This is a genomic window from Pseudoalteromonas sp. HF66, assembly GCF_011806445.1.
GTDB lineage: Bacteria > Pseudomonadota > Gammaproteobacteria > Enterobacterales > Alteromonadaceae > Pseudoalteromonas > Pseudoalteromonas apostichopi.
Window position 1 is genome coordinate 18052 of record NZ_JAATOU010000015.1, and the last position, 17934, is coordinate 35985.

Consider the following 17934-nt stretch of genomic DNA (forward strand, 5'->3'; position numbering starts at 1 on the left):
TTAAGAAAAGAGTTGTTTAAGGCTGAAAACTACACTTTTCCTGCAATTGAATCTCGTTGGCTGAAATTTTTGCTTTATAAGCAATCACTTCAACTCCTTGCTCTACTGCATGAGCTAAAAGTTGCGCATATTTGGGATCGATATGAGCTGCAGCACTTACTTGATTAATACCTTCATGTAAAACTGCAAACAGTAAGACTGCACGATGCCCTTGTTGCACCATTTCTACTAGTTCCCTTAGGTGCTTTTGACCTCGTTCAGTTTTTGCATCTGGAAAATAACCTTGCCCAGACTGCGGCTCTAATTGCGAGAGTAAAGTCACTGATTTTACTTCAATATAACAATGGGACTTGTTTTCATCTGTTAATAAAAAATCGATACGGCTATTTTCTTGGCCGTATTTTACTTCTGCTGTAATTGTTTGGTAATCAGCTAGTTCAGCAATAGTGCCAGCATTGAGAGCCTCTTGCACAATTCTGTTTGCAATAGCGGTATTGACACAAATTAAATGATTAAATTGATTCTCTGTTAGTTGCAGTGAATGGGGGTATTTGCGTTTGGTGTTATCACTGGTTGAATAAAAAGCGTTAAACCCTGGCTCAGCACAGCCCGTCATCTTTCCTGTATTGGCGCAATGCGCTGTAAACTGCTCGCCTTCAGCCGTTTTTAAGTCGGCTAAAAAGCGTTTGTAGCGTTTTATTAAGGTGGCTGATTGTAATGCAGGAGTGAACTTCATGGCTCTAATAATTTCGTTTTTCTTTATTGTATGTCATTCATTACGAGGATTGAACCACTCAACATAATGCTATTTATCGCAAGCTGTTGGGAACTTACGTTGGCTGTAGTAAACTCAGGCAACATTTTTAGCGCAAAGAGTATTCTAACATGTCAGAAAAATTTTTAGTTCAACTTAGCGAGCAGGGCGCTGCCGCACACTGGGGCGAAAAAGCCGCTCTTTCTTTTACTGAACAAGGCGCAACTGTTCATTTAACTGAGCAAGATACACTTAAAAACGTACAAAAAGCAGCACGTACGTTAGCTAATCAAGGCTTAAAAAATATTGCTTTAGTGGGCGATGTTTGGTGTACAGAAACACAATGGGCTTTTTATCAAGGCTTTGTTTCACCAAAAAATTTAGATGCAATTGAGTTTGTTGAAAATGCAAAAACAGACGGCAAAGAACTGGCTTCTTTAAAGCAAGCTGCGACTTGGGCTCGTCAAATGATCAATGGCACAGCTGATGATATTTTCCCTGAGAGCCTAGCTGGTAAAGCGGCAGAATTCATTCAGTCATTAGCGCCTGAACACGTAAGCTATCAAATCATTAAAGGTGATGCTTTATTAGAGCAACAATGGATTGGTATCCATGCGGTAGGCCGTGGTAGTGAGCGTCCACCGGTATTATTAGCATTAGATTACAACCCAACGGGCGACGAGAACGCGCCTGTTGCAGCCGCTTTAGTTGGTAAAGGTATTACGTTTGACTCAGGTGGTTACTCAATCAAAGCAAGTGAAGGCATGTTAGGCATGAAATGCGACATGGGCGGCGCAGCAACTGTGACTGCAGGTTTAGCACTTGCTATTAGCCGTGGTATCAACAAACGCATTAAGTTGTTCTTATGCTGTGCTGAAAATTTAATTTCAGGCCATGCCTACAAACTTGGCGATATCTTAACGTATAAAAATGGTACAACGGTTGAAATCGTTAACACTGATGCTGAAGGTCGTTTAGTACTAGCTGATGGCTTAATGGCAGCAAGTGAGTCTGGCGCGCCATTAATCATTGATGCGGCAACCTTAACAGGCGCTGCGCTTGTTGCTGTAGGCCAAGAGTACAATGCATTGTTTGGTCTTGATAAAGAGCTTGTACGTGACGTACAAGACTTTGCAGAGCAAGAAATGGAAGCTGCTTGGCCACTACCACTTGAAAAGTGGCACCAACAAAATTGCCCGTCGCCATATGCTGATACGGCAAACAGTCGTCCACAAAAAGGTGGTGGCTACGGTGGTGCTTCTAATGCGGCTGGTTTCTTATCACGCTTTGTATCAAATGAAGGCAAAGGTTGGGTCCATATTGACCTTGCTGCAGCATTTAACATGGGTAGCACAAGCGAGTGGGCTGCAGGTGCAACAACTCAAGGTATGCGTACCGTTGCAAGAACTTTACTAGAAAAAGCGTAAGCAATTACTTTATCTAATTAAGCCCCTTAACTTTATCTAAGTTAAGGGGCTTTTTTGATCTAAAGGGTAATTTTACAAACTGATACAAGCTTTTTTGAGTAAATTAGTATAAAATCACGCCCCACATTTTCTCATCCTGTGGTTAGTTTTTATTAAATTAGCTACACTTGAATGATCAATTCACACTGGGGTCTCTATTTATGTCAGATAAGTGCTATATCACTGCGCAGCAGCTTCTTGAAGATTCATTTCGTGTTGCGGCACAAGTTTATGAAGATGGTTTCCGTCCTGATTTCATCATTGGTATTTGGCGTGGTGGTGCTCCAATTGGTATCGCAGTTCAAGAATATTACGACTACAAAGGTATAGAAACTGACCATATTGCAGTGCGTACTTCTTCGTATTACGGTATTAACCAGCAATCTAAAGAGATTAAAGTTCACGGTTTGCATTACATCATTGAAAATGCCAATGCGGATAACTCATTACTAATCGTTGATGACGTGTTCGATTCTGGCCGCAGTATTTTTGCATTGAAAGAAAAGCTGTCGGAGTTAATGCGTTTAAACCTACCTCGTGATATTCGCGTTGCATGCCCATACTACAAGCCGAAGAACTCAAAGGTAGACATGGTGCCAGATTACTTCATTCATGAGTCTGAAGAGTGGTTAGTGTTCCCTCATGAACTTTCAGGCCTAACGCCAGACGAAATTATCGAAGGTAAATCTGATTTAGCGAACATCCACGACATTTTACTTGAAAAGTAACCTTGTCCAAATTTTTCATAAAAGGCTCTTAGTGAGCCTTTTTTATTGTCTTAAATTAAGAGCGTAAAACTCCCCATTGATAATAGTGGTAGTTTAAGCAGCGTAAATGCATTGATGCTTATCACAAAAGAGAAACTTGGTGTTTATGTATATTTTTTAAAGGCAATAAAAAAACCGCGCATAAGCGCGGTTTTAAAAGCTTTATTAGCGTTGTGGACTAGCCACCGTTACCAGAACCACCAGTACCACCAGTACCACCAGTACCACCTGTGATTGGTTGCTCAACAACTTCACAAACTGTAGGAATATCAAGAGTTACAGGTGTTGTGTTTACCTCTAAATCTTGAGAAAGCCATTGTCTATTACCATAGTCATAATATCTAATTGAATAGCTTGAACCTTCTTCTAAAGCAACATTAAATGTAGCACCTTCTCCATAGTAAGTATTTACAAGTGCATTACCTGAGAATAGACGAGAATATGTAGGTGTAGGAACTGGATCAACGTTAACATCAAAGTCTTCAGTGTTACTACAAACTAACTGAGTAGTAACTTGCTTAGAAATAACGCCAGGGTTTGAAGTAGTTAGCTTTAAAGTTTCGCCATCTAAATCACAAATATTACTAACGCTCAATTTCGTAGCAGTAGTACCCGCATCACTTGCTAAACCGGCTAAAACGTTTGCACCATTTTGACGTATTTTCAATGTTACAGGGAAGCCAGGAGGATTAGCTATATTAGCTTGTGAATAATCGCCTCTATTAGCTCTTAAATTACGAACATTACGGCGGAAACCGTTATTCTCAATTACTAGACTATATCGGCCAGCATTTGGTTGGTCGTTACTGTCAACAATATCGAATGATACGCTAGAACATTGATTGTTGTTGAAGTAATCTAAGTTCCAATAAGATAAGTGATTAACGTCTACAGAAACGTCAAACGTGTCTGCACTATCATTGTCTTTAACTTCACCATAGCTTTCAAAAGACCACTTACCCGCGTCTTCATCATAACTCCAAACTGGGAATACATCACCTACAGCGATTTTTCGAGCTGTTGGAGAAGTTAACGTACAAACACCCATGCTGTAGCCATTAGCTTCTGCATATGCCGAAAGGTTAGTTGTACCAGCCGGAACTGAAACTGGACATGGGTTTGAAGTATTCTGATCTACCTGCATTGCAACAGTAAGAGAGTTTCCTTCACCGAATGTTTTTACTTTATTACCAGCATCATCAGTAAGCTCGATTGCAACGAAACCACCTGATGTAAATGAACCAGAAACATTTGAATCTGAGCCATCAGGGTTTGCAACAGAAAGGGCTAAACCACCAGGAAATGCATCAAGAGATGAATTTTCAACTGTAGCGCTATCAGCTTCAGTTTCATTACGTGTTGCTTCGTTAGCAAAGTAAGCCACAGTGATTTCAGGCACTGTTTCTAAAGCTGTACCGTCAGCAGTTAAAAACTGAGTACCGTTTTTAATTTTAACAGTAGTACCACCAACAGCAACGCCAGCTTTGTTTACAGATTGAGGAAGTTCAATTTCTTCTTTATCACCAGAAACACTTAAGCCGGTTGTTGGATCATAGGCTACAGTTGTATTTTCACCTTCAGGTACTAAAGATTCTAATGATTTAGTTTCTGCAACAATAGGAACATCAGAATCAGCTAAATTACGTGGCGTTAGTCGGATTTCATCAGCTGCTACGTTTTCAGTAGTTGTTACTGTGAATGAGCCAGAATTATTTAAGTATCCTTCAGCAGAAACAACATAATCGTAAGTTACGCCGTCAGCAGGGATCGACTCAAGAGTAAAGCTGAAAGCTCCATCTGTAGTTGACTTGTCTTCATCAGAAAGTGCATCACCAGCAACACTTAGTAAGCCATCTTCAGAAGATGTAAATGTGATGGTTGCCGTCACTGATTCATCAAGCAATTCGCCTGTAGCATCAATTAAGCTAACAGAGATAGCACCTGCTTGAGTCTCAGCTGCCGTAGGTGGAACTGCTACATCTTGTGTTGGAACTGGTGGCTCAGGCACTGTGTCGTTTTTGTCGTCATCACTCAAACAACCACTTAAGCTTAAAGTGACACCTAACGCTAGCGCTAGCTTGGTTAGTTTAAATTCATTGTTTCCCATAATCGTTACCTTTCTTTCCTTTCTCGTAAAGTAATCAGACTTTTGTTAGAGCAAATAGTACCGGTTTGTGCACCGAAAAAACGCCACACATGGTTATCTGTTATTGAAGGATAAGCGTACATTATATATACGTCAAGTGAACATTATATATACCTTCATTAATAAAATAAGAAAGTTCTGTCTTATCTTTCAAGTGCAACAGCTGATAACAAACCGCTTTGCTAAATTGTAATATAGAGTCTTACTGTTAAGAAGCTTAACTCTATGAATATTTATAGATTATCCAACTGAACTTGTGCTGACTTTGCTTTTCAGTTTGGTAATATTATTTTAAAGCATTTAAGAAAAATTTGTAACACATTTATAACTGCGCAAAACTTTCGACGTAGTCACTAAGCTTGTCGATATCTACCACTTGTAAGCCTTGAGTACTTCTCTTTACTAAGCCTTTTTCAACTAATTCTGTTACAACGCGTCTATAAGCTCTTTCGGTGGTGGCAAAGCGCTCAGCTTCTGCATTTACGGTAGGGTAGGCACGCAGTAATGTTGGGTTATTATTCTCAGCTCTTAATAAGCAATCTTTAGCTATGTTGTAGCTAAGTGGTAATAGCAGCTTATCTAAATTTATTTTTTGGTTTTCTTGGAATTTAGCAGCGATTGTTTGCGCTGTGTATAAGCTTAGCTCTGGTTTTTCTAATAGTAGTGCACGCCAATGTTTAAGCTCAATTAGGTTATAACTTACATCACTAAAGCACGTTACTGTATAAATACACGGGTAGTTATTCAGTGCTTCAATCTCACCAATCAGGGTGTTATTACAGTCAAGTTGACCTAAAAGAAGGCGTCGGCCGTTACCCACGTCATAGCTGAATGACACCGTGCCGCTTCTAACTAATACGAGTTTTGATAAAGGTTGATCCTGATGGATCAGCACTTCTTTTTTAGCTTGTTGAAAACTGCTGCCAGCAAATGTCAGTAATTGGTCAACAAGATAGCTTGAAAAATGATATTGAAACATTAACGCCGCTCTTCGGACAATTGTCCTATTTATTACATCTTAATGACGTTAGCATTAAGATTCTAAGAATTTACGCTAACTTGCTAGTAAGGTGTTTCACGTTACTGATACCTTCATTTCCCGTGTAATGATTTTAAAGCCAAGATTTTTCTGCAGCTTTACAAGGTTTTTAGTAAGTTAGCTTTTTTATTTTATTGTCAAAGTAGCACTGAGTGCGTCAAAAAAAATGACAAGCTCCAATGCTAACCTAAAGCCTAGGAGAGAACAATTGAGTTGGGAATATTTAGGCTATTTAGCGTCAGCACTTTTGGTTGCTTCTTTGACAATGAGCGATGTTGTTAAGCTACGTTGGCTTAACCTAGCAGGATGTATTGCATTTACCTTCTACGGGCTGGCAATTGGTGCTGTTCCTGTGGCCTTTACCAATGGTTTACTAGCATTTGTGAATATTTACCACATCATAAAATTAAAGCGTCAGCAAAAAGCTGACGCTAAGTAACACTTAGTAATACTAATCTTCTTTTTTATACTTAAGCTGGCCCGCAATCCAAGTTTGTGTCACATTTATATCGTGGATCTCTGAGACTGGCGCTTTGTAATAGTCTTTATCAATCAAGATAAAGTCAGCCCACTTTCCTTGCTCTAAACTGCCAAGTTTAAACTCTTGATGTGCAGCATATGCACCACCTAAAGTAAAAGCACGTAAAGCTTCATCACGCGATAGTAGCTCTTGTGGTCGCCAGCCGCCTTCTGGCAGCTGATTATGATCCATGCGAGTAATGGCTGAATATAAGCCGTCAAACGGATCAGCAAGCTCTACTGGAAAATCAGAACCCGCCGCAATCACTGAGCCTTGCGCTAAAAAGGTTTTCCAAGCGTAAGCCCCTTCAAGTTGTTTTTCAGTTAAACGTTGCTCTGCCATATGCATATCAGATGTTGCATGAACAGGCTGCATTGATGGAATGATTTTTAACGTTTTAAAACGAGGAATGTCTTCAGGAGTAACAATTTGTGCATGTTCAATTCGGTTACGAAGTAAAATTCCACCGGTTTTTTTAAACACATTTTCATAGGCATCTAGCACTACGTGATTGGCTTTATCACCAATTGCATGGGTGTTAGCACTAAAGCCATGGGTAAAGCTTAAGTTGAATAGTTGCTCAAGCTTTTCTTGGGTTTCAAGCATTAAGCCATGGTGATTTTTTCGATCTGCGTATTCCTCGATTAGGGCTGCACCACGACTTCCTAGCGCACCATCAGCATACACTTTGACACTACGAATCGACAGCATGTCATTCATATCTTTATATCGGCCCGCTTTAAGCATTGTTTCTAGCTGAGGATCAGCAGCACTTAGCATGGCTACTATTCTAACGGGAAGGGTGCTTTGTTCAGAGCGCTGCTTATACACTTGCCAGGTATCATAATCGATACCGGCATCATGGGTTGATGTAATCCCTAAACTAAGTAGATGTTTACCTGCATTATCTAATGCAGTATTAATGCTGGCATGGCTTGCTTTTGGTACATGCTGAGTAATAAGCGTTTCGGCTTTATCAATGAATACCCCTGAAGGTAAACCAGAATCCAGTTTTATAATTTCACCACCGGCAGGAGAGCGAGTTTCTTTGGTGATACCTGCAAGCTCCATTGCTTTTGAATTTACCCACACAGCATGGCCATCAACTCGAGAAAGCACTACGGGTTTGTCTTTTAAATACTTGTCTAAATCAGCAGCATTTGGGAACTGTCCACCAGGCCACTGCTCTTGGTTCCAACCTCGACCAATGATCCAACCTTGTTTATCTTTGGCAAACTCAGCTAGCATTTTGCCAACTTCATCTGCCGAGCGAGTACTTCTAACATCAAGTTGAGAAAGGTTATTACCTAAACCAATCACATGGCCATGGGCATCAATCAAACCAGGCAATAACGTAGCTTGTTGGCCATCAATCGTGGTGGCATCAGGAAAGCTTTTTTTGATTGTATCATTACCGGTTTTTACAACTTTACCGTCTTTAAAAACCAGTGTTGAAAAGTGTTGAGTTTCACCTTTGTAGGTTGGTGTGTAACCATTTACATTGTAAATTACTGTGGTATTGGCAAAACAACTTATCGAAGCTGTTGCCAGTAAGCTGATGATGAGTTTCATAATCTTCTAATAGTTTTTATTGAATTATGAAAACATTATCAGAGTTGCAGTAAACTGCAACTCAGCAGCAATTAAATAATCAAATAGACATTTTTATTTACTTGCGTAGACCTTAAATTCACTCAGCGATAATTTATTATCTTTATCGCTGTCGTAATTTTTAAAACGTGACCATAGAGCAGGATCTCTTGCAGACTCTGAGCGAGTAAGGTAGCCATCGTCATTACGGTCAAGTTGTTTAAATTTTTCACCAATACTATCTGCAGCAAAACCCAATGTGCTAAATCCACAACATAAAATTAGGCTGGCAAAGGTTAATTTTGACATTACTTTAACTCTTGTTTGTTAAATAGTGTTTAAATTCTAGGAGCGAAATTTGTTGATCTTTATCTGTATCCCACTCTGCCATGCGTTTTTGCAAGTGTGGTTGGGATGACAGTTCTTGCAAAGACAAAAAGCCATTTTTGTCTTTATCTAGGTGATCAAATCTTTGTTTTACATCCAATGCTAAGCTATTGAAGCTTATTGTAATTAAGGTACATGAAGCAAGCCAGAAAATTCTCATAATTACACTCCTTTATAAATAAAAGTGCTTGCCATAATTTAACTCCCATAATTTAAATCCGTTTACACATTCCCTCTGGGATTATGGCAAGCACTTTAAGCCGTTAAGGTTTGAATTTTTCAAACTCTTGTTCAGACAAAACTTGATCGCCGTTTTCATCTAGGTCGGCAAATTGCTTAAGTAAGTTATCGTGCTTAGTCGCTTCAGCTAAAGAAATCTCACCGTCGGCGTTTGTATCAAATTTAGCAAATCGAACATCCATTTGTGATGCTAAAACGGTAGCGCTGATAACTAAAAACATGAGTGAAAACGCTGCTAAAAGTTGTTTCATTACAATCTCCTATTGAATAAACGACTGAAACTCAGAAAATGAAATTTGACCATCTTGGTTACTATCTATTTGAGTAAAGTTGCTATGTAATAATGCATCTTCAGATGCCTCTGCTTCACTCAAAAAGCCGTTACTGTCTTTATCTAGCTCGTTAAAAGTCGTTTGCAGATCGAATGCATAACAGTCTACCGTAACTAGGTTTATCAACACTGCGGCTGAAATGGCCGTAATCTTCATTTTGTGTCCTAAATGACTAATTTACTTTGTAGTTATCAAAATTGGTGCCAGTTTTTAAATGTGTTAATTATCAGTGGGTTATATATTTTGTGTGGTTTTTAATGCGAAATAGTTACAGAGTATTGTGTCTTTTTTGCAACGCTTTTTAGGCGACTAAGCTTTATTCTCCTTGTTTCAATGAGTTAGCGTGTTGCTAAATAGCAACTATGTATCAGTTTTTGGGTAAAAGTCAGTACTTTTTAAGGTCGGATTCAGCGAGTGTCTAAGTTTATTCACTAATAATCAGCATCAGCAATTATGTTGAGAGTGAATATGCAAAATAAAGTAGCGATAAAAATGAAACAGTTAGTCAACTGGCGGCCTAGTCTCATTAGTCAGTTCGTTTGTAGTATTTTGCTGTCTTTACTGCCGTTATCTTTAGTGGTGATTTTGTTTTTAAATGCCCTTAATAAGCAGCTTGCGCTGACCCAAGAAATCGTCGGTGACAATTACGAACTTACCAAAGCATTCAATAATCTTAAACAAGACTTAAATAGTTTAGAAAGGGCTACTCGACAAAATTGGGTGCTTAAGAGTGAATCTCTCGATAGCCTGATTGCTAACAAGTGGCAATCTTCTTTGCAAAGTGTTGATGAGCTTATTTTTTTGAGCCCTACAGCTGATTATGTGTCGCAGTGGCATCAGCTTGCTGAGGTATTACAATTTGCAGAGCAGCATTTGCTAGTTGAACAAAAGCAAGATGGTGAGCTGTTTGCTCCTGCTAGCAAGCTTATCAGTGAACAAACAAACTGGCTTAAAGAGCAAAATGAATTACGGATCACAAAAAACCAACAGCAATTAAAAGCACTACAAGCTTCATTTATTAATTGGTTAATAGCTTTAATTCCACTCACGCTATTGGTAGGTGGTGGATTTCTATGGCGGATAAGCGGACGCCTACGAGAGCTTACTAATGTTATTGATAAATTAGGGCAAGGGCACTGGCAGCAAAAAATTCATGTTCGTGGTTCTTCAGAATTAGTTGAATTAGGCAATAAACTTGAATGGGTACAAGCACAGTTACATATGCTTGAGCAGCAAAAAGATACTTTTTTGCGTCATGTGACACATGAGTTGAAAACCCCCCTAGCTTCTATGGTTGAAGGCACAGATTTACTTGCAGATGAAATTGTTGGCCCAATCAATAGCGAGCAACAAGCAGTCCTTGAGCTAATAACACAAAGTATGGTGCGACTTAGAGTCATGATTGAAAGCTTATTGAGTTACAACGCTATCCGCACTAGTAAGCAAAGCCTGAGCGAGCTTAATTTTAACGTGATGATGAATAAAATTGAGCGTCATTTTGAGCACCGACTATCTGCGCGTGACTTATCCATTGTTTGGGTTAACGAGTTACCAAATAAAGCCTTGTTTATATCAATAGAACTACTTGAAATGGTGCTTATTCAGCTGACCTCAAATGCGTTAAAGTTTTCGCCAGAACATGAGTCAGTGATAATCAAGGCAAGCTTAAAGCAGGGGCAATTAATTTTGAGTGTAAGCGACTTAGGCGAAGGCATTGATGATACTGAAAAAGCCGCTGTGTTCGGGGCTTTTTACCAAGGCAAGAATGCAAAACAACATACTGAAATGAGCAGCGGACTGGGTTTAACCATAGTCAAAGAAACCGTAGATCAATTAAACGGTAAGCTCTCTATTACTGATAATGACCCTCAAGGGTGTGTATTTACAGCCATTTTACCAATTCAATTAACCCAAGGAGTTAACTGATATGGGCTTAGCTAATAAAGCCAGTTTTATGCTTGTTATAGGCACGTTTTTTATAACTGGGTGCACGCTCACGCAAAAGAATGTTGAGCCAGAACAAGTAGAGCCGAAAGCAGAGGTTAAACCTGATGGGCAACCTAACCCTAAACCTCGACCAAAAAGTGAGCCTTTGTATCCGTCCGCAAGTACCGTTATTGCATGGCATGCTGCCAAGTGTGGTGGCTTTAAAGCAAAATCTGACAAAGTAAATTATGTTGGTGAGAATGAACTAAAACGTCTTTTTGAGTCGATATGTTTATTCGCTGCTTCAGAACCTGAAAAGGCCCTTAACCTGCTTGATAAAAGCGACCGTGCTTATTATTGGCCAGATGATATTAAGCAGTATCTTTGGCTACAAAAGCAATATTTACAGCAAAGTTTAGCGGCAAAACAAGCAAAGCAAGCGCTGAGTGATGAAATGGAAAAAACCTTATCGTCGCTTGCGACTATCGAACAACAACTTCTGCTACGTGAAGAAACCAAGGAGCAGTAACCATGAATGAAGTAACAAAACCACGAGTTCTATTAGTTGATGACGATGCTAGTTTATTAAAGTTATTGGCGATTAGAATTGAGTCTAAAGGCTACTTGGTAAGTACTGTTGAAAGTGGCATTGAGGCATTACAAGCGCTAAAAAGCCAAACCTATGATGCGGTGATCACTGACTTAAGAATGGATGAAATGGACGGCATGGCCCTGCATCGCCAGCTGCAAAGTCGTTATCCTTCGATGCCGGTGATTATGATGACAGCGCATGGTTCGATTCCTGATGCAGTTGAAGCAACTAAACAAGGTATATTTGCGTTTATTACCAAGCCGGTTGATAAAGATGAGCTGTTCGACAGCCTTGCTAAAGCTATCGAGATCCATGGTGTACATGGTGATGAAACACCGACACAAACAAATATTGTCACCCGCAGCGGCGCGATGTTGCATTTACTTGAGCAAGTTAAATTGCTTGGCCCAACGCAAGTGAATGTGTTGATTTCCGGTGCCAGCGGAACAGGTAAAGAGCTGCTAGCACAAGCGATACATCAACATAGCCATGTTAGTGAAGGGCCATTTGTTGCTATTAACTGCGGCGCTGTGCCGGGGGAGCTTTTAGAATCTGAATTGTTTGGTCATAAAAAAGGCGCGTTTACAGGCGCGGTAAAAGACCACCAAGGTTTGTTTCAACAAGCCCAAGGTGGTACCCTTTTTCTAGACGAAATAGGTGATATGCCGCTAAATTTACAAGTAAAGCTGCTAAGGGTTTTACAAGAGAAAACCATTCGCCCTGTGGGCTTTCAAGAAGAAATCCCAATTGATGTGAGGGTGGTGTCAGCGACTCACAAGAACCTCCCTGAGGCAATCAGCAACCAGCAATTCCGTGAAGATTTATATTACCGATTAAATGTGGTGAACTTAAAACTCCCCCCGCTTTGTGAGCGCAGAGAAGATATTAGTTTGCTAGCACAGCATTTTGCAGGTTTAATTGCTAAACGTATGGGACAAGAGCAAAAGCAATTTGCTAATGATGCGATGCATGCCTTGGTTCGCTATGACTGGCCGGGTAATATTCGTCAATTACAGAATGTGATAGAGCAGGTAGTAGCCCTAACACCCGGTAAAGTGATTGCAGCTCAGCTCGTAGAAAGTGCATTAAACAGCAATGCTAGTATTGCTGAGCCGCTTTCTTTAAATGATGCAAAAAAAGAATTTGAGCGAGATTATTTAATTAATACGCTGAAAATGTCAGCGGGTAATGTTGCCGAAGCCGCTAAGCTTGCGAAACGTAATCGCTCAGATTTTTATAAATTAATTAAAAAGCACAATATTAATGTTGAAAGCTTAATATAAGGAAAAACATGGCACTTTTTTTAGTCTATTTGGGCGGTCGTATTCAAGGATGCCACATTGAAATGCACGATGTTAGATTTGTCGTAGGCGATAACATTGAACAAACCTATTCAAAGCTTAAAGCACAGTGGGTGGGTGATAAAAGCAAAGTACATATGGATAGCTACATGCAAATTCAGCATATCGATGGCTATCAGGTTGAAGTAGTTGATACTCAACATAGCCAAGCTGAAAAACTGTATTTTGTGAATTTAGGTGCCTATCGAGCAGATAGCCTCGCTGAGCAACATGATTTTGCCTTGTACGTTGCGCGTAGCAGTGAAGAAGCAAAGCAACGCGCTAAAGAGTCTTTATTGGCTGGAATGACTCATCTTCATAAAGATGATTTACACGATGTGGACGATTGTTTTGCGATTGATTTGCTTGATAGCAACTTATCAATCAAATTAACGCCAAGTGGGCAGGCACAAGCCATGAAGCCCGACTGGTTTGGTTATCATGTATTGTGATATCTATGCTCAATAATACTTAATTAAGTGAGTTGGTATTAACTATTCTTGGTTATCGTTTTTGCTGGCAACTTTAAAGGCGATAATTACTAATCCAAACAAGGCAAATGGAAGTGCAGCAAGTAAATACTCAACGGTATGACTGTCTTGATAGTTAGGCTGAAGTAGGAAGTGCCCTGCAACACAAAGCAGAATAGCCACGAATAAAACAGGCAGTAAAATCAGTTCTTTTTTAGGTGAGTGTTTTTTCATTACAGAATGCCATCTTTAGAAAGTGCGCCATTGTAATGATCTCGGCTTACTCAGGTCAAATAAGTTGCTTTGTAGTTCGCTTTATATTGCGCTGTATCAACTTTTTTTGTGTCAGTTTTTACTGGCTGCTTTTTTGGAGCCGCTTGTTTATCTGTTACTTCATTATGGTTAAATAGCCCCATAATGAATTCAATCTCTTCACGTTGTAATCCAGATCGCATGATGCTCTCCAAAAATATTTTCCTTTTGTAATACAAATATTACGTTCTGTAATCTGAATTATTGGTGAATATAACGTCTCTAAACTGTAATCATATGTAACGCAAATATGCTTATTTAATAGGCAGCTTCACAGTAAACACAACACCTGTGCCATCATCTAAATTTTCTGCCAATACCTTACCGTGATGGTAATCGCAAATAAGCCTTACAATATATAGACCTAAACCCAAGTGGGGCTGCTGCTGATGTTGTTGGCTCCTCACAGATACCATTGAGTCAAAAATGTGTTCAACTAAACCATCGGGTAACAAAGGCCCTTGGTTGCTAATCGTTAATAGCGCATGTTGATCTTGCTTGGTTAAGCTAACTGAAATTGTGCTTTGTGGGGTTTTAAATTCAAGTGCATTGTTGATAAGTTTATCGAGTAATTGGGCAATAAACTCTGGTGCTCCACTGACATTTAATGGTTCTTTATCAAGCGATAGAGTAAATAGGCTTTCACCATAGGTTATTTGATAGCCTTGCATACATCCAGTGATCACCTTGGTGAGATCAAACTCTTCTGTTTCGGCGTTTTGAATGCTTTGTTCTAGACGCGTCGCTTCACTCATGGTGGTAATAATTTTACCTAATCGCTCAACCCCTTCACTGGCACGGTCTAAGTATTTTTGGCTGAGCTCAGATTGTGGCTGCATTTGTAAATTTTCAAGAGATGAACGAACAACAGCCACAGGTGTACGCAGCTCATGGGATAGCCGTGATGACATATTTTCTAAATAATCAGTATAACCACTTAAGCGACTAACAATATTGGCAAAGCTGCGAGAAAGGTCGCCAATTTCATCATTAGAGTCGGCATAGGTTATGTTGCCAGTGATCCGCCCTTGGGCATCAATGGCTTGTTCAGCATTATCACGTAAGCGGCGGATACGGCTGGAAATTCTTGAAGCAAAAAAGAACAGGGTCACAGTGCCAACAAGCATCACCGCTAAAATGACATTAAATAGCTTTTCTAGTGACTTGTTACGTAATGTACGCACGCCGTTGGTAGTTTCTTCTGCGATTACTGCACCAATTACTTTATCTTGGATCCAAATAGGGTAGGCGGCCGATAAAATAACGGCTTTGTTATCTGGAGTTAAGCGCCATGATGATGCGGGTTTTCCTTTTAAGGCACTCGCAATATGTGTGCCTTGCATCGCTGCTACGTCATGTAAGGTATCAATGAATTCATTCTCTGGGCGCGTCAGAATCTTATAGTACAGAGGGTGTAAGTAATCTTGCTCAAATCGTTGCCACCAGGTTGTTGCGGGCTCCTCTTTTAGGCCGTCTGCCCAAACGCCATCGGCATGATGAATAGAGCCTGATTGCGCAAGTACACGATGATGGTTATCGACCACCCAAATTCGACTGCCACTGTGGCCCATGCCTTTCAAAATACGGTTAATTTCTGGCGAAGGTACTAAAACAGAGCCGATATCATTGGGGTTTTGTAGGTTTGAGGTCGACATAAGCTGAGGCTCAACCTTGTCTTCATCCCAATCTTCAATCGCAAAACCAAGCTTATTACCTAGCATCGCAAGCGGAAAACGCAGCTCTATATTGTAACCCGTGTCGGTGCTTTTAAAATAACCTTGGATTTTCGTGACCGGCTCTTGTGTTGTAGCATCAAAGGCATTAACCCAGCCATCTTGACGAGCTGCCACCACATAACTTTTAAATTCACCTTCAGGTGTTTTTAACATGATTTGTAAGTGATCATTGCGAGTAAAGCTAAGCACATTTTTAGCACGATACACCAGTGAACTGTCTGTTACTTTAAATGCTGCATAAAGGTAGTTTTCGTATTTGCCTACCATGTGATCAAAACTTAGATCACTATCTTGATGATCGTTACTTAACCCCTGTAAGTAGCGCTTGTCATAATGCCAAAATAAACTTTGATAAGGTTGCCACTCCGACAATTTACCATCAAGTTGAATCGGGTTATTTAGGTTATAGGCATATAAATCTCGACCTTTTACAACTTGATCTAAAAAATTGGTTTGCGAGTCAAATAAAGCGGGCCGCTCATGTAATGCCGTTGCTAGCGCGCGGGTTGTACCAACTAAGGTTTTTTCTTGGCCTTGTCTTAAGAACTTTTCCATTTCCCAAACATATTCATAGCCAAGCCAAGGTAATAAAAACAAAAAGCAGGATAAGAAAATAAACTTTGTTCTAAGCCCAAAACGCAGCATTAAGCTTGCTCCCAGCGGTAACCCATACCGTACACTGTATCAATGCAGTCAAACGCATCATCTAAGGCGATAAACTTTTTACGAATGCGTTTTACGTGCGAGGTAATGGTGCTGTCATCAACATAAATTTTCGCATCACTCATTAATTCGTTACGGCTTTTTACATGGCCTGGGCGCTGTGCAAGTGAATGCACCATCCAAAATTCTGTCACAGTTAAATCAACCAGTTGCTCTTGCCAAAAAACCTGCATGCGCTGGGTATCTAACTTTAATGGACCGCGATGCAAAAGAGCGGTTTGATCAGCTGGTTGGTCGAAGGCATCAAGGCGCCTAAACAATGCGCCAATGCGAGCAGCAAGATGTGCCATACTGATGTCTTTGGTTAAGTAATCGTCAGCTCCCATACGCAGGCCGCATACGGTATCAATTTCGCTATCACGGGCGGTTAAAAATATAATCGGTAAGGTTTTAGATAGACTGCGTAATGTTTGGCAAAGTAAAAAACCACCATCCACTTCATGGCCAAGGCCAATATCAACAATGGCTAAATCTGGTAAAGATTGACTAAATGCCAGTTCAGCACTGGCTCTGTCAGCAAAGCCTACAACTTGATAGCCCTGAGCACTGAGCATTTCTGTGTAGTTTTCGCGGATTGCTGTTTCATCTTCAACGATTGCTATTTTCTTCATTGTTAATACTTACTTAAATTCTTTCTATAGCGAACTATACCTAATTTTTTGCCTTGCGTACTGGCAAAAACGCGATTGCCATTTTTCTGCCACAATTGCTCAGCAGTTTGCCTTTTTTGATCCCTTTTATTGCCATTTCGACTTGTTTCAATAGCTCCATACCAAGTTCGCAACACCAACCAATGTTGCCAAGCAATTAAGTAGAAAAAGGATTAAACCATGAAAAAATTAATTATTGCCGCTGTCATCACATCAGCTCTAACTGCAACCCCTTTTGCAGAAGCTGCGAGTAAAACAAAACAAGAGACACCGAAAGAAACGGCCATTGGCCTAGGTGCTGGTGCAGTTGTAGGTGGCATAGTAGGAGGCCCAGTTGGCGCATTTATTGGCGCGTTTGCTGGTGGCTTAATTGGCGAAAAAGAAGCGGCAGAAAACACCATTGATGAGCAAGCCCACGCATTAGTTTTAATGAAAGAGCAAACCGCAGATTACCAACAAGTGATTGCTGATAATGAAGCCCTTAGTGAGCAACTTGAATTATTAGCTGATGAAAAAGAGCAGTTACTACAAGCCCAATTAAACACCTTACTGGCTATGACGGTACAGTTTAAAACCGGCTCTAGCGAAATAGCTCCGCACTTTGCTAATCAACTCGACAAAGTCGCGCAGTTACTCATAGCCCAGCCAAATCTTGCTATCGATTTAAGTGGTTTTGCTGATCAGCGCGGTGATGAGCTAGCTAATTTAATGCTCTCGAAACAGCGTGTAAATGCAGTGCAAAGTTATTTGATTAAGCAAGGCGTGCCTCATACCCGTTTAACCGCAACCGCCTTTGGTGAGCAGCAAAGTGTCGCTGATTCAAATAACTACGAAGACAACGTGTTTGATCGCCGCGTAACCTTAACGACACGCCCTGTGGCACAAAGTCGTTTACGCACAGCGCAAAGTAACCACTAATTCATCTGTCGATGGAGTGACATAAT

The 17934-nt window shown here is 40.2% G+C and carries 20 protein-coding genes; 8 read left to right on the forward strand and 12 right to left on the reverse strand.

All coding sequences use genetic code 11. The features are described 5' to 3' along the window. Positions 1-16 precede the first annotated feature (16 nt). A complete protein-coding gene (gene sfsA, locus HCZ11_RS14515; RefSeq protein WP_167658750.1) occupies positions 17-736 on the reverse strand; it encodes a DNA/RNA nuclease SfsA in 720 nt (239 codons plus the stop codon). Positions 737-885: 149 nt separating this feature from the next. Between sfsA and pepB the strand changes: the two genes are divergently transcribed. Together pepB and HCZ11_RS14525 are read left to right on the forward strand one after the other, a co-directional pair. Beyond that, positions 886-2181 (forward strand): aminopeptidase PepB, encoded by a 1296-nt coding sequence (gene pepB, locus HCZ11_RS14520; protein WP_167658751.1) that lies wholly within the window; start codon positions 886-888, stop codon positions 2179-2181. 200 nt (positions 2182-2381) lie between these two features. After that, positions 2382-2948, forward strand: coding sequence for a phosphoribosyltransferase (locus HCZ11_RS14525; RefSeq protein ID WP_054560872.1), 567 nt, complete (start codon positions 2382-2384; stop codon positions 2946-2948). Positions 2949-3165: 217 nt separating this feature from the next. Here the strand turns inward: HCZ11_RS14525 and HCZ11_RS14530 are convergent, their stop codons facing one another. Then, positions 3166-5094 (reverse strand): hypothetical protein, encoded by a 1929-nt coding sequence (locus tag HCZ11_RS14530; RefSeq protein ID WP_167658752.1) that lies wholly within the window; start codon positions 5092-5094, stop codon positions 3166-3168. Between the two features lie 361 nt (positions 5095-5455). Further along, entirely contained in the window at positions 5456-6112 is a 657-nt protein-coding gene (locus tag HCZ11_RS14535; RefSeq protein WP_130050736.1) for a Crp/Fnr family transcriptional regulator, read from the reverse strand. 268 nt (positions 6113-6380) lie between these two features. Here HCZ11_RS14535 and HCZ11_RS14540 point away from each other — a divergent pair, with 268 nt between their 5' ends. After that, positions 6381-6611, forward strand: coding sequence for a YgjV family protein (locus tag HCZ11_RS14540; protein ID WP_130050737.1), 231 nt, complete (start codon positions 6381-6383; stop codon positions 6609-6611). A gap of 12 nt (positions 6612-6623) precedes the next feature. On the opposite strand, the gene HCZ11_RS14545 is transcribed toward HCZ11_RS14540, so the two are convergent. The 5 genes from HCZ11_RS14545 to HCZ11_RS14565 all read right to left on the reverse strand — a co-directional run bounded on the left by HCZ11_RS14545 (position 6624) and on the right by HCZ11_RS14565 (position 9397). Next, positions 6624-8264, reverse strand: coding sequence for an amidohydrolase (locus HCZ11_RS14545; RefSeq protein ID WP_167658753.1), 1641 nt, complete (start codon positions 8262-8264; stop codon positions 6624-6626). Positions 8265-8357: 93 nt separating this feature from the next. After that, complete coding sequence (locus HCZ11_RS14550; protein ID WP_130050739.1) at positions 8358-8591, reverse strand: EF-hand domain-containing protein; 234 nt, start codon at positions 8589-8591, stop codon at positions 8358-8360. Between the two features lie 4 nt (positions 8592-8595). After that, positions 8596-8829 (reverse strand): EF-hand domain-containing protein, encoded by a 234-nt coding sequence (locus HCZ11_RS14555; RefSeq protein WP_130050740.1) that lies wholly within the window; start codon positions 8827-8829, stop codon positions 8596-8598. Between the two features lie 103 nt (positions 8830-8932). Continuing rightward, entirely contained in the window at positions 8933-9160 is a 228-nt protein-coding gene (locus HCZ11_RS14560) for a hypothetical protein (protein ID WP_130050741.1), read from the reverse strand. A gap of 9 nt (positions 9161-9169) precedes the next feature. Then, positions 9170-9397 (reverse strand): EF-hand domain-containing protein, encoded by a 228-nt coding sequence (locus tag HCZ11_RS14565; RefSeq protein ID WP_130050742.1) that lies wholly within the window; start codon positions 9395-9397, stop codon positions 9170-9172. 312 nt (positions 9398-9709) lie between these two features. Between HCZ11_RS14565 and HCZ11_RS14570 the strand changes: the two genes are divergently transcribed. From HCZ11_RS14570 to HCZ11_RS14585, 4 genes are read left to right on the forward strand one after another with little or no spacing between them, the layout of a single operon-like run. Beyond that, the gene (locus HCZ11_RS14570; RefSeq protein WP_167658754.1) at positions 9710-11167 is read left to right on the forward strand and encodes a HAMP domain-containing sensor histidine kinase; all 1458 of its coding nucleotides are present in this window, start codon (positions 9710-9712) and stop codon (positions 11165-11167) included. 1 nt (position 11168) lies between these two features. Beyond that, positions 11169-11696, forward strand: coding sequence for a hypothetical protein (locus HCZ11_RS14575; protein WP_130050744.1), 528 nt, complete (start codon positions 11169-11171; stop codon positions 11694-11696). 2 nt (positions 11697-11698) lie between these two features. Continuing rightward, on the forward strand, positions 11699-13042 hold the full coding sequence (locus HCZ11_RS14580) for a sigma 54-interacting transcriptional regulator (protein ID WP_167658755.1): 1344 nt from the start codon (positions 11699-11701) through the stop codon (positions 13040-13042). A gap of 8 nt (positions 13043-13050) precedes the next feature. Continuing rightward, on the forward strand, positions 13051-13551 hold the full coding sequence (locus HCZ11_RS14585) for a DUF1543 domain-containing protein (RefSeq protein WP_130050746.1): 501 nt from the start codon (positions 13051-13053) through the stop codon (positions 13549-13551). Between the two features lie 42 nt (positions 13552-13593). On the opposite strand, the gene HCZ11_RS14590 is transcribed toward HCZ11_RS14585, so the two are convergent. From HCZ11_RS14590 to pdsR, 4 genes are all read right to left on the reverse strand, one after another. Further along, complete coding sequence (locus HCZ11_RS14590) at positions 13594-13803, reverse strand: hypothetical protein (RefSeq protein WP_054551195.1); 210 nt, start codon at positions 13801-13803, stop codon at positions 13594-13596. 50 nt (positions 13804-13853) lie between these two features. Then, positions 13854-14024 carry a hypothetical protein gene (locus HCZ11_RS14595; protein ID WP_167658756.1) on the reverse strand — a complete coding sequence of 57 codons (171 nt, stop codon included), beginning with the start codon at positions 14022-14024 and terminating at the stop codon, positions 13854-13856. A 111-nt stretch (positions 14025-14135) separates the two neighbouring features. Then, entirely contained in the window at positions 14136-16262 is a 2127-nt protein-coding gene (gene pdsS, locus HCZ11_RS14600; RefSeq protein ID WP_167658757.1) for a proteobacterial dedicated sortase system histidine kinase, read from the reverse strand. After that, positions 16262-16951 (reverse strand): proteobacterial dedicated sortase system response regulator, encoded by a 690-nt coding sequence (gene pdsR / locus HCZ11_RS14605; protein ID WP_063527939.1) that lies wholly within the window; start codon positions 16949-16951, stop codon positions 16262-16264. Before pdsR ends, pdsS begins: the two co-directional genes overlap by 1 nt. A 219-nt stretch (positions 16952-17170) precedes the next feature. On the opposite strand from pdsR, the gene pdsO reads away from it, so the two are divergent. Then, positions 17171-17908: a sortase-associated OmpA-like protein PdsO gene (gene pdsO, locus HCZ11_RS14610; RefSeq protein WP_167658758.1), complete on the forward strand. Its 738-nt coding sequence runs from the start codon at positions 17171-17173 to the stop codon at positions 17906-17908. Positions 17909-17934 lie beyond the last annotated feature (26 nt).